The sequence below is a fragment of the Caballeronia sp. 11_S32 genome (assembly GCF_056930355.1).
Genome location: NZ_JBXOWH010000006.1, coordinates 180,198 through 202,397, shown reverse-complemented (window position 1 = coordinate 202,397; position 22,200 = coordinate 180,198). Strand labels below are relative to the sequence as shown.

The 22,200-nt window shown below is 61.6% G+C and carries 21 protein-coding genes and 3 pseudogenes; 3 read left to right on the top strand and 21 right to left on the bottom strand.

From position 1 onward, the window contains the following. Positions 1-69: 69 nt before the first annotated feature. From AC1Z32_RS39665 to AC1Z32_RS39635, 7 genes are read right to left on the bottom strand one after another with little or no spacing between them, the layout of a single operon-like run. On the bottom strand, positions 70-1,344 hold the full coding sequence (locus AC1Z32_RS39665) for a c-type cytochrome (protein ID WP_483484323.1): 1,275 nt from the start codon (positions 1,342-1,344) through the stop codon (positions 70-72). Position 1,345: 1 nt separating this feature from the next. Next, a complete protein-coding gene (locus AC1Z32_RS39660; protein ID WP_483484322.1) occupies positions 1,346-1,708 on the bottom strand; it encodes a c-type cytochrome in 363 nt (120 codons plus the stop codon). A 4-nt stretch (positions 1,709-1,712) separates the two neighbouring features. Beyond that, positions 1,713-2,651 carry a cytochrome c oxidase assembly protein gene (locus tag AC1Z32_RS39655; protein WP_483484321.1) on the bottom strand — a complete coding sequence of 313 codons (939 nt, stop codon included), beginning with the start codon at positions 2,649-2,651 and terminating at the stop codon, positions 1,713-1,715. After that, the gene (locus AC1Z32_RS39650) at positions 2,630-2,965 is read right to left on the bottom strand and encodes a hypothetical protein (RefSeq protein WP_483484320.1); all 336 of its coding nucleotides are present in this window, start codon (positions 2,963-2,965) and stop codon (positions 2,630-2,632) included. The genes AC1Z32_RS39655 and AC1Z32_RS39650 overlap by 22 nt, the downstream gene beginning before the upstream one ends. Beyond that, on the bottom strand, positions 2,962-3,606 hold the full coding sequence (locus AC1Z32_RS39645; RefSeq protein WP_483484319.1) for a cytochrome c oxidase subunit 3: 645 nt from the start codon (positions 3,604-3,606) through the stop codon (positions 2,962-2,964). The genes AC1Z32_RS39650 and AC1Z32_RS39645 overlap by 4 nt, the downstream gene beginning before the upstream one ends. Continuing rightward, complete coding sequence (gene ctaD / locus AC1Z32_RS39640) at positions 3,603-5,525, bottom strand: cytochrome c oxidase subunit I (RefSeq protein WP_483484318.1); 1,923 nt, start codon at positions 5,523-5,525, stop codon at positions 3,603-3,605. Before ctaD ends, AC1Z32_RS39645 begins: the two co-directional genes overlap by 4 nt. Further along, the gene (locus tag AC1Z32_RS39635; protein ID WP_483484317.1) at positions 5,522-6,478 is read right to left on the bottom strand and encodes a cytochrome c oxidase subunit II; all 957 of its coding nucleotides are present in this window, start codon (positions 6,476-6,478) and stop codon (positions 5,522-5,524) included. The genes ctaD and AC1Z32_RS39635 overlap by 4 nt, the downstream gene beginning before the upstream one ends. A gap of 206 nt (positions 6,479-6,684) precedes the next feature. Here AC1Z32_RS39635 and AC1Z32_RS39630 point away from each other — a divergent pair, with 206 nt between their 5' ends. Further along, complete coding sequence (locus AC1Z32_RS39630; RefSeq protein ID WP_483484316.1) at positions 6,685-9,003, top strand: FdhF/YdeP family oxidoreductase; 2,319 nt, start codon at positions 6,685-6,687, stop codon at positions 9,001-9,003. A gap of 6 nt (positions 9,004-9,009) precedes the next feature. On the opposite strand, the gene AC1Z32_RS39625 is transcribed toward AC1Z32_RS39630, so the two are convergent. From AC1Z32_RS39625 to AC1Z32_RS39580, 10 genes and pseudogenes are all read right to left on the bottom strand, one after another. Then, entirely contained in the window at positions 9,010-9,591 is a 582-nt protein-coding gene (locus AC1Z32_RS39625) for a hemerythrin domain-containing protein (RefSeq protein ID WP_483484514.1), read from the bottom strand. Positions 9,592-9,689: 98 nt separating this feature from the next. Next, positions 9,690-10,498 (bottom strand): annotated as a pseudogene (locus AC1Z32_RS39620) (alcohol dehydrogenase catalytic domain-containing protein); the annotation flags it as partial. Positions 10,499-10,546: 48 nt separating this feature from the next. Further along, a complete protein-coding gene (locus tag AC1Z32_RS39615) occupies positions 10,547-10,801 on the bottom strand; it encodes a hypothetical protein (protein ID WP_483484315.1) in 255 nt (84 codons plus the stop codon). Between the two features lie 93 nt (positions 10,802-10,894). Further along, positions 10,895-11,176, bottom strand: coding sequence for a hypothetical protein (locus AC1Z32_RS39610; protein ID WP_483484314.1), 282 nt, complete (start codon positions 11,174-11,176; stop codon positions 10,895-10,897). A 92-nt stretch (positions 11,177-11,268) separates the two neighbouring features. Further along, positions 11,269-11,709 (bottom strand): hypothetical protein, encoded by a 441-nt coding sequence (locus tag AC1Z32_RS39605; RefSeq protein ID WP_483484313.1) that lies wholly within the window; start codon positions 11,707-11,709, stop codon positions 11,269-11,271. Between the two features lie 465 nt (positions 11,710-12,174). Further along, a pseudogene (locus AC1Z32_RS39600) lies at positions 12,175-12,520 on the bottom strand (NAD-dependent dehydratase); the annotation flags it as partial. 482 nt (positions 12,521-13,002) lie between these two features. Further along, positions 13,003-14,148 carry a hybrid sensor histidine kinase/response regulator gene (locus tag AC1Z32_RS39595; protein WP_483484513.1) on the bottom strand — a complete coding sequence of 382 codons (1,146 nt, stop codon included), beginning with the start codon at positions 14,146-14,148 and terminating at the stop codon, positions 13,003-13,005. Between the two features lie 20 nt (positions 14,149-14,168). Continuing rightward, entirely contained in the window at positions 14,169-14,537 is a 369-nt protein-coding gene (locus AC1Z32_RS39590) for a PAS domain S-box protein (protein WP_483484312.1), read from the bottom strand. A 21-nt stretch (positions 14,538-14,558) separates the two neighbouring features. Continuing rightward, positions 14,559-17,021, bottom strand: coding sequence for a CheR family methyltransferase (locus AC1Z32_RS39585; RefSeq protein ID WP_483484311.1), 2,463 nt, complete (start codon positions 17,019-17,021; stop codon positions 14,559-14,561). Between the two features lie 239 nt (positions 17,022-17,260). Further along, on the bottom strand, positions 17,261-17,671 hold the full coding sequence (locus AC1Z32_RS39580) for a response regulator (protein WP_483484310.1): 411 nt from the start codon (positions 17,669-17,671) through the stop codon (positions 17,261-17,263). A gap of 245 nt (positions 17,672-17,916) precedes the next feature. Between AC1Z32_RS39580 and AC1Z32_RS39575 the strand changes: the two are divergent. Continuing rightward, positions 17,917-18,775: pseudogene (locus tag AC1Z32_RS39575) on the top strand (chemotaxis protein CheB). A 47-nt stretch (positions 18,776-18,822) separates the two neighbouring features. On the opposite strand, the gene AC1Z32_RS39570 reads toward AC1Z32_RS39575, so the two are convergent. The 3 genes from AC1Z32_RS39570 to AC1Z32_RS39560 form a co-directional block, all read right to left on the bottom strand. After that, positions 18,823-19,563 (bottom strand): hypothetical protein, encoded by a 741-nt coding sequence (locus AC1Z32_RS39570; protein WP_483484309.1) that lies wholly within the window; start codon positions 19,561-19,563, stop codon positions 18,823-18,825. 369 nt (positions 19,564-19,932) lie between these two features. Then, positions 19,933-20,262 carry a hypothetical protein gene (locus AC1Z32_RS39565; protein WP_483484308.1) on the bottom strand — a complete coding sequence of 110 codons (330 nt, stop codon included), beginning with the start codon at positions 20,260-20,262 and terminating at the stop codon, positions 19,933-19,935. A gap of 589 nt (positions 20,263-20,851) precedes the next feature. After that, a complete protein-coding gene (locus AC1Z32_RS39560) occupies positions 20,852-20,986 on the bottom strand; it encodes a hypothetical protein (protein ID WP_483484307.1) in 135 nt (44 codons plus the stop codon). A gap of 427 nt (positions 20,987-21,413) precedes the next feature. On the opposite strand from AC1Z32_RS39560, the gene AC1Z32_RS39555 reads away from it, so the two are divergent. Continuing rightward, positions 21,414-21,638, top strand: a complete 225-nt coding sequence (locus tag AC1Z32_RS39555) for a hypothetical protein (RefSeq protein ID WP_483484306.1) — start codon at positions 21,414-21,416, stop codon at positions 21,636-21,638. A 176-nt stretch (positions 21,639-21,814) separates the two neighbouring features. Here the strand turns inward: AC1Z32_RS39555 and AC1Z32_RS39550 are convergent, their stop codons facing one another. Further along, positions 21,815-22,078 carry a hypothetical protein gene (locus tag AC1Z32_RS39550; RefSeq protein ID WP_483484305.1) on the bottom strand — a complete coding sequence of 88 codons (264 nt, stop codon included), beginning with the start codon at positions 22,076-22,078 and terminating at the stop codon, positions 21,815-21,817. Positions 22,079-22,200: the final 122 nt, after the last annotated feature.

Sequence of the window (22,200 nt, the reverse complement as noted above, 5' to 3'; positions counted from 1 at the left end):
CCAAATCGCGCCCGTCTGGACGTGTGAACGTCGATTGAATCGTCGCTCTTCGATGGCGGCCGCGACGACCTACTCGTGCAGGTTGCTGCGCATCGACGCCACATCGTTCGTGGTGATCGGACGCGCATCGTTGCCCCAGGACGCGCGCACGTACGTCAGCACTTGTGCGATCTGGACATCGGTCAGGCGCCCGGCGAACGGCGGCATCGCCTGACGCGGCGGACCGTGGATCGTCCCGGGACTGTTGCCGCCTTCCACGAGCAGCCGTATCAGCGAAGTCGTGTCCTCGCCGATGACGGACGGATTGCCGGCCAGCGCCGGAAATACCTTCGGCACGCCTTTGCCGTCGTCGCGATGGCACTGCGCGCAAAAGCCTGCATACACCGCCGCGCCCTGTGCGGGCGGAATATCGGGCGCGCGCGTTTTCAGGCGTCCGGGCTGCGCATGCGCGGGATCGAAGACACCGTCGGCGGCGCCGGTCGCGGGCAGGCTCTTCAGGTACACGGCGATCGCGCGCAGGTCGTCATCGGTCAGATATTGCAGGCTGTCTTCGATCGTTTCGACCATGCTTCCATACGCGGCCATGCCCGCGCCGTGACCGGTCTTCATGAACGCGGCGAGGTCTTCCGCGGTGACGCGGCCGAGCCCTGAGCCGGGGTCGGCTCGCAGATTCGGCGCGAACCAGTTGTCGTTGATGCCGCCGGAAAGAAACGCTTTCGATGATTCGTCGTAGCCGCGCTCCTGATAGCCGATGCCGCGCGGCGTATGACACGAGCCGCAGTGCCCGAGCGACTGCACGAGGTACGCGCCGCGATTCCAGTCGGCATCGTGGCCCGGTCGCGGCGCGAAGCGGTCCTTCGGTGCAAGCGCCGCGCGCCACAGACGCAGCGCCCATCGCTGGTTGAACGGAAAGGGCACCTTCGTTTCAGGCGGCCGATGGTTCACGGCCGGCACGCCTTGCATCATGTAGGCGTAGAGGGCGCGCATGTCGTCGTCGCTGATCTTGACGAAGGCGGGATAGGGCATCGCCGGATACAGGCCCTTGCCATCGCGTCGCACGCCTTCGCGCAACGCCTTCGCGAAGTCCTCGAAGCTGTATTGGCCGATGCCCGTCTCGCGGTCCGGCGTGATGTTGCTGCTGACGATGGTGCCGAACGGCGAAGTCATTTCGAGCCCGCCGGCATACGGCGCTCCGTTCGATGACGCGGTATGGCAACCCGCGCAGTCCGCGGCTTTTGCAAGGTACGCACCCCGCGCGAGCAGGTCGGGCGAGGGCGCTGCGTCGTCCGCCATGGCGGCGAGGGGCCACAGAAGCAGGACGAGGAAAATGCGTGGGACGTTCATGTCATTGGTGATACAGATACGCGGCGATGTCGCGGGCGTCGATCTCGCTCACGGCGAGGTCGGGCATCGCGTTACCGGGTGCGATGCGTTGCGGGAAGCGAATCCACGTCTGGAGATTTTCCGGCGTGTTGAGCAACTTGCCCGCCACGTAAGCGCGCTCGCCGATGTTCTGCAACGTCGGGCCGACCTTGCCGTATGCGCCCGGCACGTCGTCGATCCGGTGACACGCGCCGCAGCCGTAGCGCTGAATCGCCTCGAGGCCGCGTTGCGGATTGCCTCCCGTGATCGAGTCGGAAGACGGCAGCTGGCCCTTGCACGCAGCGAGCGCGACGACCGGCAACAGCGCGACGATAACTTTGCGCATGCTTTCATCCCTCGCGGGCGATGCGCTCGCCTAAGCGCGGCGGCGGGCGTCGCATTAGCCAGCGCGCACCGACGATCAATCCGCCGATCAGATAAGCGAGTCCGCCCGGCACCCACATCACGAGGCCGCCGAGTTGCTGATCCTGCAACGGATCGAAGCCGAGTGCGCGCGTGGTCTCGATGCACGACGGATACCAGATGCCCGGCGCCAGCGTCAGCAATGCGCCGAGCGCGCCGGTGTGAACCATCGTCGTGAAGAGGGAAAGCATCGCGTGCGCGTTCGACGCGCCTTCCGACGCACCTGCCGATACGCGGCCGAACACGGCCCACCAGAAGAGCAATGCGCTTGCGAGGAAACTCGCATGCTGCAACGTATGGATGCCGGGCCGGGCGAGCGCCGCCTCGAAGAAGCGCGGCGCATGCCAGACCCAGAGCGCGGCGGCGTGCAGCGTCCACGCGACGAGTGGCAATGTGAGCCAGCGCCACGGCAACCTGATCCAGCGCGAGCGCGTCGCCGCGCCGATGCGTACTCTCGCGTTCGCGGGAAACGCCCAGAGCCACACGCCGAGCGGCCGGCCGATGACGAGCAGCGGCGCCGCGACCAGCATGAAGAGTTCGTGCTGAAGCATGTGCGCGGAAAACAGCCAGTCGCTCAGTGTGTGCACGGGCGACACCAGCGCGACTACGAGCGTGAGCCATCCTGCGATGAATGCGGCAAGCCTCGCAGCGCGCTTTCCGCGGCCTTGCGCGCCGCGCCTGCGCAGCTTCACATATCCGACGACATAAAGGACCACGCTCACCGTCAGCACGATGACGACCCACGGCTCGAATGTCCACGCGAGAGGCGAAGCCTCGGGCGTGTCGGCGAGGACGTGCGCGTTTGCATCGGCACATGCGAGCAGCGCACAGAGCGGTGCGAGTTTCAACACGCGGACAGGAACCATTGCGGTATCGATATGGCGATGACGGACAAGAACGACAGCGCGCCCACGCCTGCCGCGACCGCGGCGATGAACGCCGGGCGCGCGGGACGCGCGGCGGTATCGGGTGTCGGCAGGGCGAGCGCACGCCGCGCGTCGCGCCAGCGCTGCCAGGCGAGCAGCGTCGCGGCCACGCACACGATCGCGCTCGCGCCGCTCACACCGTGCAGCAACGCCTGGCCTCCGAGCCGGCATGCCGGCGTCACCAGCGCATAGTTCAAGCTGAGGCAGCCGAGCACGACGGATGGAGCGCCGAGCAGCGCAAGCCAGGTCTTCATAGCCGCGCCGCCCAGTAGATCACGCAGTAGATCGGCAGCCAGCTCAGCACCACGAAGTACCAGTAGAGCGCGTTCTCGCTGACATCGACGAACCGCTTGCTCTCGAACGGTCCGGTGAACAGGAGCACGGTGAGCACGGCGGTATCGACGGTATCGGTGATCAGGTGCGTGGTGTGCAGGCCGAGCAGCAGCCAGACGACCGATCCATACGCGTTCGTGTACCAGCTCACGTTCAGCGAAGCGAATTCCAGTCCGCGTAGCACGAGAAACGCCAGAGAGGCGACGAGGCAGACGGCGAGCCAGATGGCGGCTTTCGTGCGCTCGCCGCGTTCGGCCGCTTTCTTCGCAAGCTGGTTGGGCCACAGGCTCACGAGCAGCACGGCGGTGTTGAGCGTGCCCCACAACAGGCGCGGCGCGTCGGCGGCCATCGGCCACGCGGGCGCGCGCGAGCGCAGATAGAAGTACATCATCACCGCGATGGCGAACACGGTGCCTTCGATCAGCATCAGGCCGGCCGTGCTCCACCACATCAGACTGCGGTGACTGAAGGCGAAGGTGGGCAGCGCGCGCACGTCGAGCGAGAACTCGCCTGTATTGCGCCGGTCGGGCCGCGGCGTCGCGGTGCGGGTATTGGCGCTCATGGCTGACGCTCCCGCGCGACGGCGAGCCGGTTATCAGCGCGGTTCGGCCAGAACCACCCGATCATCGCGACCGCAACGGGCAGCGATGCCCATACGATCGCCCACGGCGTATAAATGGAGCCGATGAAAAGCACGGTCGTCGCCACTGCGCTCACGAATGGCCAGAGTGATGGCTTTGGAAACAGCGGACGGTGATCGGGCTGCGCATCGAGGACGCTCGTGACCAGAACCTCGCGTGCATCCGCAGCAAGCCCCGCGACAAATGCGGGCTGCGCGGCGGGTTCCCACAGCGGATCTCGGCCGTGCACGACCGGAATGGCATCGAAGTTATGCGGCGGCGGCGGCGACGGCACGCTCCATTCGAGCGTTCCCGCGCCCCACGGATCGGCGGGAGCGCGTTCGTCGCTCCTCACGCTTCTGACGACATTGACGATGAAGAGCAGCACGGAGAGCGCGATCATGTACGCGCCGACCGTCGCGGTGAGATTCATGCCGTCCCAGCCGAGCCCGTGCGGATAAGTCCACACGCGTCGCGGCATGCCTTCGAGACCGAGCAGGTGCATCGGGAAGAAGGTCACGTTGAAGCCGATGAAAAACAGCCAGAACTGCCACTTGCCGAGACGCTCGTCGAGCATGCGCCCCGCGAACTTTGGGAACCAGTAGAAGAACGCGCCGAAGAGCGGAAACACGCCGCCGCCGAACAGCACGTAATGCAAATGCGCGACGACGAAGTAAGTATCGTGAACCTGCAGATCGAGCGGCACGGACGCGACCATGATGCCGGTCATGCCGCCCATCACGAGTATGAAGAAGAACGCGAGCACGAAGAGCAGCGGCACGCGCAGATTCAGTTTGCCGGTCCAGAGCGTGCCGATCCAGCAGAAGATCTGGATCGCAGACGGAATCGCGATCATCAGACTGGCGGCGGTGAAGAAGCTCTTGCCGAGCTCGGGGATGTTCGTCGCGAACATGTGATGCACCCACAGGCCGAACGCGAGGAACGCGGTGGCAATCAGCGACAGCACCATCGCCGGATAGCCGAACACCGGACGGCGCGCGAAGGTCGGAATGATCGACGAAATGAAGCCGAGCGGCGGGATGAAGACCAGATACACCTCCGGATGACCGAAGAACCAGAAGAGGTGCTGCCACAGCAAGACATCGCCGCCTTTCGCCGGGTTATAGAAATGCGTGCCGACGAGCCGGTCAAGAATCAGCGCGGTGCTGCACAGCATGACGGCGGGCATCGCGAAGATCACCATGAACTGCGTGACGAGCGTGGCCCAGGCGAACAGCGGCATACGGTTGAGCGACATGCCGGGCGCGCGCATCTTGAAGATCGTCGTGATGAGCACGACTGCTTCGAGCAAGCCGGACAGTTCGGTGAAGGTGATCATCTGCGCCCAGATATCCGCGCCCTTGTTGGGCGAGTAGTCGGGACCGGCGAGCGGCACGTAGCTGAACCAGCCGGCGTTGGGCGCGGTGTTGACGGCGAGCGCGCCGAACAACAGCAATCCACCGAATAAAAAGACCCAGTATGCGTAGGCGTTCATGCGCGGAAACGCGATGCTGCGTGCGCCGATCATGAGCGGCACGAGATACGCCGCGACGGCCTGCATCACCGGCACGGCGAAGAGGAACATCATCGTGGTGCCGTGCATCGTGAAGAGTTCGTTGTAGAGGTTTGGTCCGATCAGGCGCTGATCCGGACGCGCGAGTTGCGTGCGCATGATGAGCGCGAGCAAGCCGGCGAGCAGGAAGAACACGAAGGTCGTGACGATGAAACGCCGTGCGATCGTCTTGTGGTTGATCGCGCTCAACATGCCGATGAAGCCGGGCGGATCGCTCCAGGTTCTCGCGAGCGCCTCGCGCACTTCGGGCGCGGCGTGCGGACCGTCGGTCAGCGGCGTGTACGTCATTTCAAGGTCTCCAACCACGTTAGGAGCGCCCGCAGGTCGTCGGGCGGCAGGCGTGTGGGCGGCATCGCGGTGCCTGGCTTGAGTGTTTGAGGATCGAGAATCCAGCCGGCGAGATTGCCGCGATTGTTCGCGAGCGTGCCGGCGGCGATGAACTGACGGCTTGCGACGTGCGTCAGGTCCGGACCGATGGTTCCCTGCGCCGGTGTGCCCCGGATGCTGTGGCAGCGAGCGCAATCCTGCGTCAGGAACACGTCGCGGCCGCGCGTGGCGATGCTGTCCGACGTGTCCATCGCCGGCTCGCGCTGTCGCGCGGCCCAGGTTTCGTACTGCGCGGGCGGATCGGCGGTGACCGAGAAGGCCATCAGCGCGTGTTCATAGCCGCAGAACTCGGCGCACTGACCGCGATAGACGCCCGGCTTGTCCGCACGGAACTCGATGGTCGCGTCGCGTCCGGGAATCATGTCCTTCTTGCCGTGCAGGTTCGGCACCCAGAACGTATGAATGACATCGGCCGCTTTCAGCGAGACGACGACAGGACGACCTACGGGTACATGAAGTTCGTTGGCGAGCGTGAATTCGGGGGCGCCGCCATCGGATAAATAGCGCGCCTGCCACCACCACTGATAACCGGTCATCTCGATGCGCAGCGCGTGGTCGACCGGCAAACGGGACAACGCACGATCGGTGAGCACGTCCGCGAGTACGAGGCCGAACAGAAGCAGCGCGGAGAGCACGGTCGCCGCCGTCACCCAGAGGCGCGTGCGCGGTTGCGGGCGATTCACTGTAGAGACATCAGCCGGCGTCGCGCGGTTAGCGCGCGGGGCGCGCAGCAGCGAGATCAGACACGCCAGCAGGATCGCCGCGAAGACTGCGCAGCAGACCGCGAGTGTCAGATGCCAGAGATCGAGAATCCGGCTGGCCTGAACGCCGGCGGGGATCAGGGCGCTTTGCATGGTACGTCGGCCAACTTCTCAAGCGTGTTGCGATTGGTCGGAAATGGACAGAAACCAGACAGCCACGCTCGATCAAGCAATCGCTGTTCCAGACAGAAACGCGAGTATCGTGCAGGACCGCGGTCGCTCTGACGAAGGCCCTCGAAAGGGAACGCCATTTGCTCACGCGTGGTGCAAACACATCGAACACGTGCGAGGCAAAGGACATGGCCGAATCAGACAACGGCGTTCGCAAGAGCGCCGCATACCCGTATTCGTCGGGTGGATGGGGATCGCTGAAAGCGGTCACGGGCGCGCTCATTCAGGAGAAGGTGCCGCTGAAGGAAATCACGGTCCTGCTGAAGCAGAACAAGCCCGATGGCTTCGCCTGCGTGAGTTGCTCGTGGGCCAAGCCGGCGGACCCGCATACCTTCGAGTTCTGCGAGAGCGGCGCGAAAGCGACCGCGTGGGACCTGACCGCGAAGCGCATGACGCCGCAGTTCTTCGAGCTGCACACGGTGACGGAGCTATGCGCATGGCACGACCACGATCTCGAAGACGCGGGGCGTCTCACCGCGCCGCTGCGCTACGACGCCGCCACCGACAAGTACGTGAGCGTTACCTGGGACGAAGCATTCGAGGATATCGGTCGCGAGTTGCGGGCGCTCGATCCGAAGCGCGTGTCGTTCTATGCGTCGGGAAGGGCATCGCTGGAAACGTCGTACATGTACCAGCTTTTCGCGCGCATGTACGGCACCAACAATCTTCCCGACAGCTCGAACATGTGTCACGAGAGCACGAGCGTCGGGTTGAAGGCCGCGATCGGCGTGGGCGTCGGCACGATCAGGCTCGAGGACTTCGAGAAGACCGATCTCATGTTTTTCTTCGGGCAGAACGTCGGGACCAATAGTCCGCGCATGCTGCATCAGCTCCAAGACGCAAGAAAGCGCGGCGTGCCGATCATCACCTTCAATCCCTTGCGCGAGCCTGGGCTGATCAAGTTCGCCAATCCGCAATCGCCGCTGGAGATGATGACGCCGGCGCATACGTTGATCAGCACGCAGTATCATCAGGTGAAGTCGGGCGGCGACACGGCCGCGATGCTCGGCCTCTGCAAGGCCGTCATTCATGTCGACGACGACGCGAAGACACGCGGCGAGCCGCGCGTGCTGGATGTCGATTTCATCGAAACGCATACGACCGGCTTCGAAGCCTTCGCAGATTACGTGCGCGCCGCGTCCTGGGACGAAATCGAACGCGTGGCAGGACTGCCGCGCACCGATCTCGAAGGCGCTGCCGCGGAATACATGCGCGCCAACGCGGTGATGGCGCACTACGGGATGGGCATGACGCAGCACAGGCAAGGCGTGCAGAACGTGCGCATGCTGTGCAATCTACTCTTCCTGCGCGGGAACATCGGCAAGCCGGGCGCGGGGCCGTCGCCCGTGCGCGGACATTCGAACGTGCAGGGGCAGCGCACGGTGGGCATCACGGAGAAGCCGGAGCTCGCGCCGCTCGACAAGCTCGCGAGCCAGTTCGGCTTCGAGCCGCCGCGCGAGAAAGGCATGAACATCGTCGAGACCTTCGAGGCGATGCTCGATGGCAAAGTAAGCGCGGTCGTCAATCTCGGTGGTAATCTCGTGCGCTCGGTGCCGGACCGCATGCGCATCGAACCGGCGTGGCGGAACCTGAAGCTCACGGTCAATGTCGCGACGAAGCTCAATCGTAGTCACCTCGTGCATGGGGAGAAGTCGTACATTCTGCCGTGCCTGAGCCGTATCGAGATCGATACGCAGGCAAGCGGCGCGCAGGCGGTGTCGATGGAAGACAGCACGGGCTGCATTCACGGCTCGCGCGGCGTGGCCGAGCCCGCTTCGGCCGATGCGCGCTCGGAGCCGTATATCGTCGCGGCGCTGGCGAAGCATACGCTCGGCGAGCGCTCGACCGTCGACTGGGAACGTTGGCGCGACGACTATGCGCTTGTGCGCGATGAAATCGCGAAGACATATCCCGAGACCTTTCACGACTTCAACGAAAGAATGTGGACGCCGGGCGGCTTCCCGCGCGATCTGCCCGCACGCGAGCGCAAGTGGAAGACGAAAAGCGGCAAGGCGGAGTTCTTCGTGCCCGAGACCATCGGTGAAGACCCGGACATGCCCGAGCGCGAACCGCAATCGCTGCGGCTCATGACGCTGCGCAGCGACAGCCAGTTCAACACGACGATCTACAGCCACGACGATCGCTTTCGCGGCATCGGCGGCGGCCGCATGGTGATCCTGATGTGCGAGGCGGACATGACGCGCCACGGTCTCAGGAAGGATGACCGTGTGACTTTGCGCACGATCGCCGACGATGGCTTCGAGCGGCGCGTCGCGGGTCTGCGCATCGAGCCGTACGACATACCGCAGGGATGCATCGCTGGTTATTACCCGGAATGCAATCCGTTGCTGCCTCTATGGCACTACGCGAAGGAAAGCAAGGTGCCCGGCGCGAAGTCGATCCCGGTTCATATCGTCGAGGTGAACGGCACGCCGCGCGAACCTTGAGCGCCATTACGCGCGGTATCCGCGGCGCCCGGCAGCGGGCCGCAGACAGTGCGCCAGCGCGAGCGCGCCGATCGACATCAACGCAAACGATGCGAGCGGAAACGTGCCCACGGTATTCGCCGCGATCGCGCCGGGCCGGTGTTGCGCGACGAGCTGCATGCGGCGCTTCGTCATGCGCATGCCGAGCTCGGACAACTGTGAGGCGAGCGCGCGTTCGGCCGTCGGAAGCAGCACCGTTTCCTCATCCGCGACGTGATGCATCACTTCGCGCATGAGCTGCATGAAACGGGCGTCGTAGGCGGCATCCTCCGGCCCCATCGAACGCAGCTTCGCGATATCTTCGCGCATCTTGTCGTGCTCGGGCTTGCTCTTCGTGAATCGCTCGTCTCCGGCCATCGCTTCGCTGAGCACCGGATAGAAGATCTCTTCTTCGAGTTGCGCGTGTATTTCCAGCGCCGTGCAGGCGAGTTCGACGATAGCGCGCTTTCTCCACCACGCTGTTTCCACGTGATAGCGATGAAAGGCCGCCATCACATGCGCGTGATCCATGCGGATCATCGTCGTGATGGAAGGCGAGCAGAATGGCATGTCCACGATGACTCCTCAGTCGCGTTTCAGAGTGATGATGACGCGGATTCCCGCGCTACCGCTCGGCTTTTCCTGAACATGGTAGGCTGCGGTCCCCTCGAGCGCGTCGCGTACGATTCCATGCCGACCGCATCAATGCACTTCTCCGGACCTTTGCCCTGCGTCAGGTCCCGCAAGCGATCCAGTACGCTGTCCTCTTTGAAGTCGATCGTGATGGCGCCCGCCGCGCGCGCCATCGCGAGACGCTCGGGCACGCGATCGATCACGATGACCTGTCTCGCGCCGAGCAGCAAGGCGCGCGCACTGCCATTTGCCCAACGGGACCGGCGCCCCAGATCGCGACGGTATCGGTCGGCTTGATCTCACACTGAACTGCCGCCTGCCAGCCGGTCGGGAAAATATCGCCGAGCAAGAGCACCTGCTCGTCGCTCAGTCCGTCGGGAATTCTTACATGCGTCCTGTCAGCGAAAGGCACGCGCACGTATTCGGCCTGCCCGCCGGGATAGCCGCCGGTCAAGTGCGTGTAGCCGAAGAAACCCGCCGTGGCGTGGCCGAACAGCTTGTCGGCGGCGTCCTTGTTTCGGTTGGAGCGTTCGCAGACCGAGAAATTGCCGCGCTTGCACTGGTCGCATTCGCCACAGATGATCGTGAATGGGACGACGACGCGATCGCCAATCTTGAGCGCGGAATTGTCGCGGCCGACCTCGACCACTTCCCCCATGAATTCGTGACCCATCACGTCGCCGGATTTCATGCCGGGCATGAAGCCGTCAAACAGATGGAGGTCAGAGCCGCAGATTGCGCAGGTCGACACCTTGATGATCGCGTCGCGGCCATGCTCAATGAGCGGGTCGGGAACCGTGTCGTATCGGATATCCTTCTTGCCGTGCCAGATGAGTGCTTTCATGGACGCCCCGGGCGATTTCTCTGCAATGGCGGGTACGCTGTCGTGAACCTAGGCCTCGCTGTCGGCCTTTCCGGGTCTGCCGCTGCGGCTCGAGGGCTCGAGGTCGGGATCGACATGATCGTGCTCGGGGACATACGGACCTTTTTCCGGATGATCCTTTCCCTTGGGCACCAGAGTCGGGTCGATGTTGCCGTGCTCACGCTGTTCGATGGTGCCGTCGCCCTTTACCCTTACATCGCCTTCGCCGAGCGCTTCGCGGCGCTCGTCCGCACGCTCGACGGGATCAGATGGTTCGTTTTGCATCGCCTGCTCCTTCAGCACTCTTGAGGGTGTTGCGGTCCATCCGAGCAATCGGTATGCCTCGATCACCGAGCGTGCAGGCCGTGGGTGCACGCTTTATCGCGAAGCAAAACGCATTTCGATGGAGCGCCCGGGTGTTGACGCGATTGCCGGGCGGAACGGAGCGTTGCGCACTTGCATGGCCTCAATCACCCCGCGTACACGCTGCGCCGTGCGCAGCAATCCGTTGTCGAGCGAGGTCGTCGGCGACCAGCCGTGCGCCTCGAGTAGCGCCATATCCGGCTGTCGATGCCACGGATCATCCATCGGCAGAGGTTTGAACACGATCTCCGACGACAACCCTGTCAGCTCGATGATGCGCCGCGCGATATCGAGCATCGAAAGCTCGTGGCAACCTCATCGGCGTGAAGTCGAATCGATAGGTTGTACGTATTGCATGTGCTACACGGAATCACATGCCCCGGCGCTTTTCAGCGGTTGGCGGTCGCAGGCATCGTCGAGCGCTTGCGCGACGCGCGGATGCACGCCCCGCGAGTTCGGTGGCGTACGGCGCGACGACGAACGCGGCGCACGAGACCAGCTACGGCGGCGACCGTCGCCGCGGACATGGGCGGTTCGCGCAGCGCGAGAACGAAGCGGCCGCCGCCGTTGACCAGGGACACGAATGCATCCCGACGCGCGAGACGGACGATGGCGAAGCCCATTACCGGCGCCATCTCCAGGACGCTATGCACTATTTGTTCGACGGACACGATGACGCGTGCCGCGGACGCGTAACGGAGATCGGCAGAAACGGTCAGCTCGTGAAGCACGATGAGCGCCGCGATCGCGCAGATCGCGGATGCGTTGATGTCAAGAAAGAGCGCGCAGAGCACGATGCCCGCGCCTTCGGTCAGCTGCGCGATATGCATCAGCGATTCCTGCACGCTCGCGTTGTCAGGAAGGTTGGCTCACCCGTGACAGAGCGCGTCGGCGGTGCCGCCGGCAAGCCGAGAACGCAATAGAGCAGGAACTGTTGCGCGACTTTCGGGGTTCATCTGTACAAGCCCTTGGGACAACTTTCGCCAGAGCAAGAGCGATACCATGCTTCGATTTGGCGTCGGGCTCGTTGCAACGGTGCATCGAAACGCGCCAAATAAGCGACATTCGCAGAAAAATGCCCGCCATGCTGCGGGGCGGGCAAATCCCACTTGGAGATGAACATGCGCCGTCGAAAGGCGCATCTTCAGTATGCTACGTTCGGCGGCGTCCGTCGCTGTACGGAAAGCGTGCCGCTGTGCAGTGCCGACGTAATGGTAGCCGGATGAGTCGGCGGTCGATCCGCTCGTTGGCAAGGCGGCCGCACGCTCGGATGCATCCCGCGCGCGGTACACGGTCTAGGCAGGAATGATGCGCTCGCTTCAGGCGTTGGAACAGATCGGTAAAGGCCTCGGGCGTACTTTGATAATCGAGAAACCCGAGCTTGCGGATTTTCGACTTGTCCGTCAACACATCCATCGGGCGGCCGAGGTCGGCGTCCGTGTGCCACCACGAGACGAGTTTGCCGATGTCCTGCTCGGCGAGCGCATTGCGCGCCGCGATGTCCGTCCACGTCTTTGCATCTTGATCCATGCGGCCTTCGAGCGGGCGGATCTTCCCATCGAAAGGCGCGGGCTCGATGCCGAAGTATTCCGCAATGCGCGCCCACATCCATTTCCAGCGAAACACGTCTCCGTTCACGACGGGACGGACTCACTGACATGACAGACGCGCGCCTGCTCGCGCGCCATCTCGAATGGGCGGCTGCGTCCGCCCCGGCGCGCAACGAGGCCTTCAACGAAGGTGGGGTGCGTCACCTGGCATTCAGTACCGTGAGCAAGCGATACGGCGATGGTTGGCGGCTCACGAAAGTCCGGCGGTGGTAGAAACCGCTCACCTTTCATGGATCGCAGCACAGCTCGCGGGTGAGAAAGGTTGGATATTCTAAACTCAAGTCGGCCGCCTGGAACTGGAGCTCGTTGTGGCGATCGGGGTCATCGACTACGAGCGGCCCGTGATGCGGGCGTTTTATCTGAAATGCGATGAAAACGCGGCGGCCCGCAGATGGATGAGCGCGGAAAAGAGGGCTCGAAAATTTTGGTGGACCGTGCTTCGCTCGGAGGCACAGCGAAGCGCTGCAGGCTCGCGCGTCTTGTCATGTCCTTTCGGCACGGATGCTCAGCGATCTACGCTCGCATTCCCGTATCGCTAGCTGCCGATCCGCCAGCTCTTTGGCCCCCTTCCTCCAGTTGCAGCTTTCGTACGATATCCGCAAGCGCCTGTAAGTTAAACGGCTTTACAAGGCAAGCGTCACATCCGGATTCGCGTGCGACGATCTCGTCCTGGGCTAGCGGACGTCCGGTGACTGCCACGATAGGTATGGTCGAGCAGGATTCAAGCTGCCGTAAACGCCTCACCAACTCGTAACCATCAAGATCGGGCAAATGCACGTCGGTAATAACGAGGTCAAACTGCGACTGCTGTGCCGACTCCAGGGCTTGTTGCGCATTCGGTGACGTACTGACCTCTGCTTTATAAAGAGCAAAGAGCTCCGCCATAGCCTGCAACGAATCTTCAGAATCTTCGACGACGAGTACACGGACGCCTTTGAAGATCGACGGGTCTGCGTGCGGGCCGCTGGCTTGTCGATGTGCGAGCGAGGCATCAGTTGGCAGCCAAACCACGAAACGCGATCCTCGGTCCTCGCCTTCGGACGATGCTTCTACCGCGCCACCATGAAGCTGGGCCAGTTGGCGTACAAGGGACAGCCCGATTCCCAGCCCGGCGGATCGAACACGAGACGGAACATTGGGTGCCTGCTGAAAGATCTCGAAGATCGAGTCAAGCAAATCAGGTCCGATGCCGACCCCGGTATCGGATACTTCCAGGCGCAGCTTGTTTTGCTCCGGGCGAAGCTTGACAGTGACCGTTCCGCCGGCAGGCGTGAATTTCAAGGCGTTGCTCACGAGATTCCAGATGATCTGTTCAATCCGAACGGCGTCGGCACGAATTACGCGAGGCTCAGGAGGCACGTCCATCTCGAGCCGGATTTCGCTCGCGGCAAAATCATGGCGTATTGCTTCAGCTATCGACCGTGCAATCTTCGCGACGTCAGGCGGTGCAAAGCGCAGCGAGAGCTTGCCGGTTTGAATCCGTGAGAAGTCCAGCAAGTCGTCGATGATTTGTGCCTGGCTCAGGACCGATTTTTGAATCGCATCGGCGATCTCCTGAATGCGGCTGACGTGCTGCGCTTCGGGCATTCGAGCGAGAATCTCTGCTTTCACGTGAATCAGGTTGAGAGGATTCTTGAGTTCGTGAGACAGCACCGCAATGAATTCGTCTTTCAGGCGGCTTAATTTCCGAATCTCGGTGTGTCTGCGCGCTCCCGAGCGAGGGCCATGTCTTTGCGACCTTCGATGAGCTTTCGGTTGGTGGCGTCGTGCACGATCTTGGCGAAGCCTGAAAACCCCGGCACGTCGATGCGGCTTAGGAAGCCACTGCAGAAGACGCGCTCGCCGCTTTTTGTGACGTGCCAGCGCTCGTCCTCCGCGCGCCCCGTGCTCCGCGCCTTGCTGCATTCTTGGGCAGGCATGCCGGCCGCAACGTCTTCACTAGTAAAGATCGCATCGAGCGGACGACCCAGCATCTCTTCGGTCTGGTACTCGAAGATTCGGCTCGCGCCGACGTTCCAACTTACGACCACGCCGTCATCGCTCAGCACAATGATCGCGAAGTCGTGGGTTTACTGCGCGGCGAGCTTTAGCTTTTCCTCGCTCGCCCGTGCCTCGCTTTGAGCGGCTTTCTGTTCAGAAATATCGATGAGCGCGAGCACGGCCCCGTCAATCCTGTCGTCGTCGGTGCGATAGGGGATGACGCGTGCAAGGAAGGTTCTGCCATCGTTGCTCCGCACTTCTTTCTCGACTGTCTTGAGAGACAGGAACGCGGCGGGCAGATCGTCGATCATCTCCGGATATTCGAGTCTGTGCGTCAGATGCTCCAACGGTCGGCCGGTGTCGCTTGGCAAAATGTTGAATAGGGTTTCCGCAGGCGAAGTATGTCGCTTGATGCTGAGGTTGCGGTCGACAAATACTGTAGCCACGCCCACCAGAGCAATCAGGTTCCGCAGATCGTCGCCGGCCCTTGCCGCCTCCTGAACCTTCGCGAGAAGTTCGGAGTTGACCGTGACCAGTTCCTCATTGAGCGACTGCAACTCTTCGCGACTCGCTTCCAACTCTTCGGAGGCGGAACGCAACTCTTCGTTCATGGCCTGTAGTTCTTCGTTGGATGCGCGAAGTTCTTCGGTCGAACTTCGTGCGTCTTCCAGTGAACTGCGCAGGCGATCTTCGCTTCCAGCAAGCGCTTGCCTCAGAGAATCGAGCGTATCCTCAACAGGCTCGCGGCTCACGGTGACGTCGGCCGTGGGAAGGGGCGTGGGCAGATCGCATGTAAGCGAAACAAGATCCTCGTCCCGTGCGAGGTCGCGATATGGCCGGAACGAAAGGTTCACCGCGATCTCGCCCGACGCCGTCGCAAATGGAACAGCTTCCTCTTCGACGCGATGTCCGGAACCGATGCAACGCTGAATCGCCTGGCGCACTCGAGCGTGGGCGTCGTTACGAGCGACATCGAAAAGATTCGATGCACGCGTGCGCCTCAAATCTTCCGTCAGCCTGTTTGCATTCGCAGAACGATAGACGATCGCCCCGTCCGTGCGTACAACAATCACCGGCGGTCCAAACAAGTCAAGCGATTGCGCCTGCGTCGGCGCGGTTGAAGGATTTGGCTTGTCGGGCGGCAAGTGGAAAAACGTCTGACCCAAACCGATAAATGGTTGAACCTGAAAGTTCGGATAGGTGGCCACACCGTTGGATGCCGCTCTCGGTATTGCCCGATAGATCTTCTTCTGCTTGTTCAGCGGCGTGAAGAATTCTAGGGCGAAGTCGGCCGATTCTGCTGTGCCGAGGAAGAGCAGCCCCCCTGGGTGCAGCGCGAAATGAAAGGCTTCGACAACCCGCGCTTGAGCCGGACGGTCGAGATAGATGAGCAGATTCCGGCAAGATATTAGGTTTATCCGAGAAAACGGCGGATCGCGCAGGAGATTATGGGCGGCGAAAATGACTGTATCGCGCAAGGATTTGGCCAGCCGATAGCGGTTCCCGTCCTTGTGGAAATAGTTGGCCAGCTGAACCGGGGAGACGTCGTTCGCGATCGCCGCCGGATAGCTCGCGGCCCTTGCGATTGCGATGGCACGTTCGTCGATGTCGCTCGCGAAGACCGAGACACGAGGCCGGTTAGGCAGTCGACGGGCCACTTCATCGAGCACGATCGCAACAGAGAAAGCCTCTTCCCCGGTCGCGCACGCCGGTACCCACGCGCGCAGCTCCTCGAGCCCGTATTTGCCGTTGATGAGCTGATTACGCAACGCCTCTTCAAGCGCCTCGAAGGCCGTCGGGTCGCGAAAGAAATTAGTTACGCCGATCAGCATGTCCGCTAACAGTCTGGGTGTCTCATCAACGCTCCCGGTCAGAAAGGCTTTGTAGTCGGCCAAAGTCTTGAGCCCGTTGACTTGCATGCGGCGCTCGATGCGACGCACGATCGTCCCGCGCTTGTAATTCGAAAAGTCATGCTGGGTCCGTGCACGCAACATTTCCAGCACTTCGTCGATGGCGTTGGAATCTGGAATGAGCGAATCCGTGCCACCGGACGCTTCGTCGGGGTCCGACGGAGCCGGCAGTTCGATCTGTGCGGCGTTTCTCACTAAGCCAAGGAGTCGCGGAACGATTTCGGCCACCGGAAGCACGAGATCGACGTCCCCGGTTGCAATGGCGCTGCGGGGCATTTCGCCATACTCGGCTTCTTCCGGTCGCTGCGCGATCGTGATGCCACCCTGTTCGCGAACGCGGGCAATGCCGACCGAGCCGTCTGTTCCGGCACCGGAAAGTACGACGGCGACCGCGCGTGCCCCGTGGGCATCGGCCAGGCTACGAAAAAATACATCGATGCTGGTAGGCGGCGAGCGCGGAGGTTCGGCGTCGCTCAGGCGAAGGTATCCGTCGACCATCGACAGCAGCTTGCCGGGAGGAATGACATAGACGTTGTTCGTCTCAGGCGGCACTGGACCACTTACTTGCTGGACGCGCAGGCCAGTCACGCCCTGAATGACATCGTGAGCATGGCTTGTATGATCTGGTGATAGATGCAACACCACAACGAACGCTACGTCCGCAGACGAGGGCGCGGTTTAAAAGAGCTTGTACACCGCCTGCCTAGGCGCCGATCCTGACGACGGCGAAATCCGGTCCCACCCGCTTGCTATGTCCCTTATTTGTCATGCCGCATGGTTCCTTGCCCAACAAGCGAAGCGCGCCGATGCCCGGACGACCGTCCCGCGTTCAAACACAGATAACCCGGCCCCTTGCAGGAAGGTCGTGTTTTTTGCCCCAACTACAGCGGTGCAACAAGCGCAATCATAGCGAGTAACGGTGCGACGCCTTTGCCTTTTTGGCAGAACCCGTCAAAACCGACTTTTATTCCCATCGGCTTTACAACGCCTTCGTCCATCGAGGTGTACGCTATCAAAACCGCATCGCCGGCGTGGCTGGTAGCGCGAAGACGCGCCGCGAGTTCGAAGCCGTCTGGCCACGGCATATTGATATCGAGCACAGCGACGTCTGGCGTCCAAGACTGGATGCGCTCGAACGCCATGTCGGCGCTGGAAGCGAAACGCGCTTCGTGACCTGCATGCGACAGCGCAAGAGCGATCGCCTCGGCTCCGAGGGCGTAGTCGTCAACGACTAGGATGCGCAAGGGGCGGCGTGGAAGCGCTTTCCTGTCAGTCCAAGGAAGGGATTTCATGCCCGTCGCTCGAGAGAAAAGTTCGATTTTGTCCCCGCGATGCAACTAGCGTACCAAAAAGCTCGGTCGCCAAAGAAGCTTAAACATCCTCAGCAACGGGACTGACTTGGACGCGCATTCATGCACGTCAAACATCGGGCGAAAGATCGTGTTGTCGCTGTCGGAACGTCATTAGGCGGCCTGGAGGCGCTTCGGACGGTTTTATCCCCGCGTCCTCCGATACTGTCGCGCCGCTGTTGGTCGTCATGCACAACCATGCTTATCGCAGCGTTCCTCCCGAGTTACTTGCACCGATTTGCCGGTTGCCGGTCGCTCATGCCATAGACGATACGCTGCGAGAGCCGTCCAGGATTTACATTGCGCCGCCCGACAGACATCTTCTGGTTCACGATGGGAAGATACGCCTGAGCGCAAGGACCGAAAGAGAACTTTGCGCGTGCCGCGATCGACCCGTTGTTTCGGTCGGTCGCGGTGGAATACGGTCCGCGCGCAGTTGCGGTGGTATTGACGGGCGATCTCGACGATGGCGCGGCAGGCGCGAAGGCGGTTCACGCGTGTGGCGGCCAGGTCATCGTGCAGGCTCCAGACAGCAGCGCCGCTGCGTCAATGCCAGCCTCCGCACTGCGTGCGGCCCCGACGGCGATCGTTGAGCCGCTCGAAAGCATTGGACAGGCCATTGTTGATGCGTTGCGTCAGCCCATGAAAGGAGTTCATATGGGAGTCTACAAGAAACCGATAGAGGCAGAGGCGCGGATTAATCTGACAGGCGTCGCCTCACCCGCCGAGCTCGATCGTCTGGGCAAGCGCAGCACGCTGACCTGTCCCGACTGCGGTGGCGTTGTATGGGAAATCGGTGATGCCGCGCCCTTACGATACCGGCGTCATACTGGACATGCGTTTTCCGTGGCCTCGCTAGACGCAGCCCAGAAAGCCGATCTCGAGGATGCGCTATGGACTTCGGTGCGTCGAATCGAGGAGCGCGCCGAGTGGCCGCAAGTCGCGCGCGTATGGCCGACATGCTCGGCGATGAGCCGAGAGCCCAGTTGGAGCGCGAGCTATCTCAAAGACTGCAGGCGCTCCAACAATAGCTCCGCGAATTTGTGATGGACAGCACCGGAGATGGAAAATAGAGGGAAATATCGTTCATGCGCTTACCGTGCGCACGTCGCGAGGACTACTCGCTCTGCGCATGTAGCAGTCGAGAGGCCGTTGTCGCCAAGTGGTCGATAGCTCACAGACCTTGTGGATCGCATTCGTGCTTTCGATGCATGTCTGCCTTGAGTGCTTATCTGCGTCAGTTGAAAATTACGACCTTCCGGCAGGCTGGCCACAAGGCCGGTCATCACGGGATTAGCGAGCAGCTTTCTCAGCGACGCAAGGCGGCTATCGAGCTTCGCGGCCAGGCCGTGAAATTCCTCTGCATCCGCCGGTCTCGTCTTTTGGGCGATCACCGCCATATGACGCAGCAGCAGCAATCGTTCTTCAACCGCGCGCAGGCTATTCGATAGTCCTTCGTCTATGGATTCCAGCATCCCGGCTTCGAGAGACTGAAGCGAGTAAGCATGACCGGTGTGACAGCGAAACCGCGGGACCGCTCCTTCCTCGACCTGCAAAAGGACGCCGTGACACTCTGGACAAGCATATTTGGAAGGACGGTCCAGCTCCATGACGCCAGCCTCCAAAGGATTTTCCCCGGCCGCGATCTCATTTTCGACGATCAATGACTCTCGCGCATTTGAAACGCTTTTCCCGGGTGCGTAGCTACCGACCAGATCGAGGATTCTTCGCGCTAGTGCGAATGTGGGGCCGACGAAGTTCACGTCGACGTGCTCAATCGCATTCTCCGGCATGGAACGATGCATTGCTTCGTCCGGATCCTGTACCAGTGCCATTGCCGCCGCCGTCCTTGATGGCCCACAAACCTGCAGCGCCGTCGTCCAGCGCGCCGCTCATGTGCCGCGCTCGAGGAGAGCGGCTACGCGAACGCGAGCGCATGGCGACGGGCGATGCGGACGGCACGGTCAACGCGCAGATATCGGCCGTTTGCGGCCTTCGGCGTTCCGCAGCCGTCCGGCCGCTGCAGGGTTGTAGTGTTGTTGCTGTGCGACCGCACTGTGTTGGCGGCGTGGTCCTTCGTCGTGGTCGATCTCTTCGCAACCAACCCGGCTAGCCGCTTCTAGTAGTCGATAGCTCGCTCCCTGGATGCCTACAACGTGAGCGTGATGCAACAGCAGGTCGAGCGTGGGGCGGTGAGCGTTGCGTCATTGGCGAACTTTGTCGAGTGTCCAGAACTCGACTAGCGCCGTATGAACATCGTCGTGCCATCGTAGCCCAGAAAACAAGTCATAGTGGTCGCAGTCGTCAATGATCAATTGCCGTCGAGGGGCGTGAGTCGTGGTACATAGCGTTAGAGCTGCGTGCGTTTGGCCCTTACCGGTGATCTCATCCCGATCCCCTTCGATGGTGCAGAGCGGCGTTGCGCCCAACCTCGCTGACCGCACGGTCCGGGATTTGACGCGCCAGCGCCCACGTAGAAGCAGCGAGTCCTGCAAGATGACGCGAATCTTGTCGAGAAAATAGGCCTCTGGCATATCCGCTAGGCTGCAGGCCTATTCACGACTCAGTAATTGGCGGCAAGCGTTTCATCCGCTGCCGCGCTCGCGGCGTCCTTCTCGACCTCTGTCTCTGCCATCGCCGACGTGACCGCGCAGCAGAAAGGGAGTGCCGGAAGTTAATGCGAGGTTGTGTCACTTTTCCGTCTCGGGCACTGGTCACGTCTTTTTCATGCCCGTTGACGGAGGCAATCGGAAGGCCCTGAACAGGCGCAACGATTCGGCAAAAATTGCGCCGATCCGCAAGCACCTGGTTTTGCCGCCCTCAATGGCACGAAATTCCGCGAGTTAGGGTCGCTATCGCGTTGTGCCCAAAAACTGGCGGATTTGTTTACCGGACCAATCAGTCCCGGCTGCCGTGGGTTGCGCCTTGTGAGCTTCGACGCTCGCTTTCCCATCACGGTGACGACGCCCATGGCCGGACAAAGCAATCTCACACCATAGCCGCTGGTGACCGTACCGCGGACCGACGAGGCGAAGCACCGACAGCGCACTGTACGATGAGCCAAGCCGTTTCCTCTCCATTCTCACCTCGCTGGATTGGAACGTCAGCTGTTTCCCAGGCGAATCAACAGCCTCCCCGAATGTCAGCGACGCCCGGCGCAATAATGTTAATTGCCATCTGGCGTATGGCCTCCTGCGTCGCTGCTTGAGTGGACGTAGAGGAAAGCAGTTCAATGAGGTCTTGAGCAATGTCGCTCATGATTTTCTCCCGGTCAGCGTTTCGAACGCCAGTCTGCCAATCGCCGCCCGGAGGCTGTTATCGTGTGCCTCCTCCAGGAGAGAGTCTCCCGTTTCGATATGGCCGAAGTCCATTATCAATGTGCATTACCTATGCCTGATAGCACGGCGCGCAGGAATGTAAGCTCGTGTGGCGACGCGCAAATGTCGAGTCAATACGTGTGATGAGTCCATCTGCTCGCATTTACGATCGCTACGATTCAGCCGGATGCGTTCAAATGGCCCGCAATTTAGCGTTAGCAGAGATTAGCCAATGCAATTGGGCAGAGTCAGCCAAGTCGGCTTAATGAAAAGTGAGAAATGAAAGGTTTTCGGTCATGCCGATGGATGTTCGCGGGCACACGCATCGCTGGCTTGATTGGCATGACAGAATAGCGGAGGAGATTGTCGTGAACGACTGCATCGAGGTCAGTTTTAAGGGCTATTTGCTTACGGCGATGGCCGTGCCGGAGGGTGATCGGTTCGCCGCTCTGTTAGTCATCAAGCTTCCCGTCGGGGACCAGTTAGCAACTGGGCTGCTCGATCGCTTCGAAAATCCGTATGTGGCGAAGCAGTTTGGGATTGAATACGGGATCGACCAGATTAATTCGTACGTTGAAGTAGCTGGCTACTGATCCTGACTCACGCCGGATGCTTCGCGCGCTGAAACTTTTCTTGAATCGACTGCGTCGAGCGTGCGGGGGGCGCGGCCGTCAACGACGCGCTGACTTTTGCAAGCGAAAAGCGTCTCGGCGGCCTAGCCGACATTCATCAAATGAGTAACTACCATGCCACGAGAACAATGAGGCCGTCACCGGGAAAGCGGCTCAGCCACAGGTGATCCGCTGTATGGCATCCAGCGAAGAGGTGGAACTGGAAGGTCATCCCCTTCGATGAAGGCCGATGCGTACGAGATTGCGAACTTCAGTGCGCTTTCCTCATTAGCAAAAAAGCCTAGGTCTCCCAGCGACGTCGACTGCCCGTCTTCTTCAAGGATCGACGCGCTGGAGACGAATGCCGCGCCCCTACGAGTGATTAGTGGCTCGAATGCCGCTCCCATGTGGTAGATGATCATTGCGTCTCCCTTGATTGGCCGTTTCAGCAACGTGCCCAAGTTCTGCGCTGTAGCGCCTGGCACGTTGTTGCGGACGCGACGCTACTCCATTTATTAGCCACGACTCTTTATCTTAGGCGGCG

Excerpts from the sequence above, each read along its gene's own strand:
- AC1Z32_RS39665 (WP_483484323.1), bottom strand. The coding sequence starts at position 1,344 with ATGAACGTCCCACGCATTTTCCTCGTCCTGCTTCTGTGGCCCCTCGCC.
- AC1Z32_RS39660 (WP_483484322.1), bottom strand. The coding sequence starts at position 1,708 with ATGCGCAAAGTTATCGTCGCGCTGTTGCCGGTCGTCGCGCTCGCTGCG.
- AC1Z32_RS39655 (WP_483484321.1), bottom strand. The coding sequence starts at position 2,651 with ATGGTTCCTGTCCGCGTGTTGAAACTCGCACCGCTCTGTGCGCTGCTC.
- AC1Z32_RS39650 (WP_483484320.1), bottom strand. The coding sequence starts at position 2,965 with ATGAAGACCTGGCTTGCGCTGCTCGGCGCTCCATCCGTCGTGCTCGGC.
- AC1Z32_RS39645 (WP_483484319.1), bottom strand. The coding sequence starts at position 3,606 with ATGAGCGCCAATACCCGCACCGCGACGCCGCGGCCCGACCGGCGCAAT.
- ctaD (WP_483484318.1), bottom strand. The coding sequence starts at position 5,525 with ATGACGTACACGCCGCTGACCGACGGTCCGCACGCCGCGCCCGAAGTG.
- AC1Z32_RS39635 (WP_483484317.1), bottom strand. The coding sequence starts at position 6,478 with ATGCAAAGCGCCCTGATCCCCGCCGGCGTTCAGGCCAGCCGGATTCTC.
- AC1Z32_RS39630 (WP_483484316.1), top strand. The coding sequence starts at position 6,685 with ATGGCCGAATCAGACAACGGCGTTCGCAAGAGCGCCGCATACCCGTAT.
- AC1Z32_RS39625 (WP_483484514.1), bottom strand. The coding sequence starts at position 9,591 with ATGCCATTCTGCTCGCCTTCCATCACGACGATGATCCGCATGGATCAC.
- AC1Z32_RS39615 (WP_483484315.1), bottom strand. The coding sequence starts at position 10,801 with ATGCAAAACGAACCATCTGATCCCGTCGAGCGTGCGGACGAGCGCCGC.
- AC1Z32_RS39610 (WP_483484314.1), bottom strand. The coding sequence starts at position 11,176 with ATGCTCGATATCGCGCGGCGCATCATCGAGCTGACAGGGTTGTCGTCG.
- AC1Z32_RS39605 (WP_483484313.1), bottom strand. The coding sequence starts at position 11,709 with ATGCATATCGCGCAGCTGACCGAAGGCGCGGGCATCGTGCTCTGCGCG.
- AC1Z32_RS39580 (WP_483484310.1), bottom strand. The coding sequence starts at position 17,671 with ATGAAATCCCTTCCTTGGACTGACAGGAAAGCGCTTCCACGCCGCCCC.
- AC1Z32_RS39570 (WP_483484309.1), bottom strand. The coding sequence starts at position 19,563 with ATGGCACTGGTACAGGATCCGGACGAAGCAATGCATCGTTCCATGCCG.
- AC1Z32_RS39565 (WP_483484308.1), bottom strand. The coding sequence starts at position 20,262 with ATGCCAGAGGCCTATTTTCTCGACAAGATTCGCGTCATCTTGCAGGAC.
- AC1Z32_RS39560 (WP_483484307.1), bottom strand. The coding sequence starts at position 20,986 with ATGAGCGACATTGCTCAAGACCTCATTGAACTGCTTTCCTCTACGTCC.
- AC1Z32_RS39550 (WP_483484305.1), bottom strand. The coding sequence starts at position 22,078 with ATGATCATCTACCACATGGGAGCGGCATTCGAGCCACTAATCACTCGT.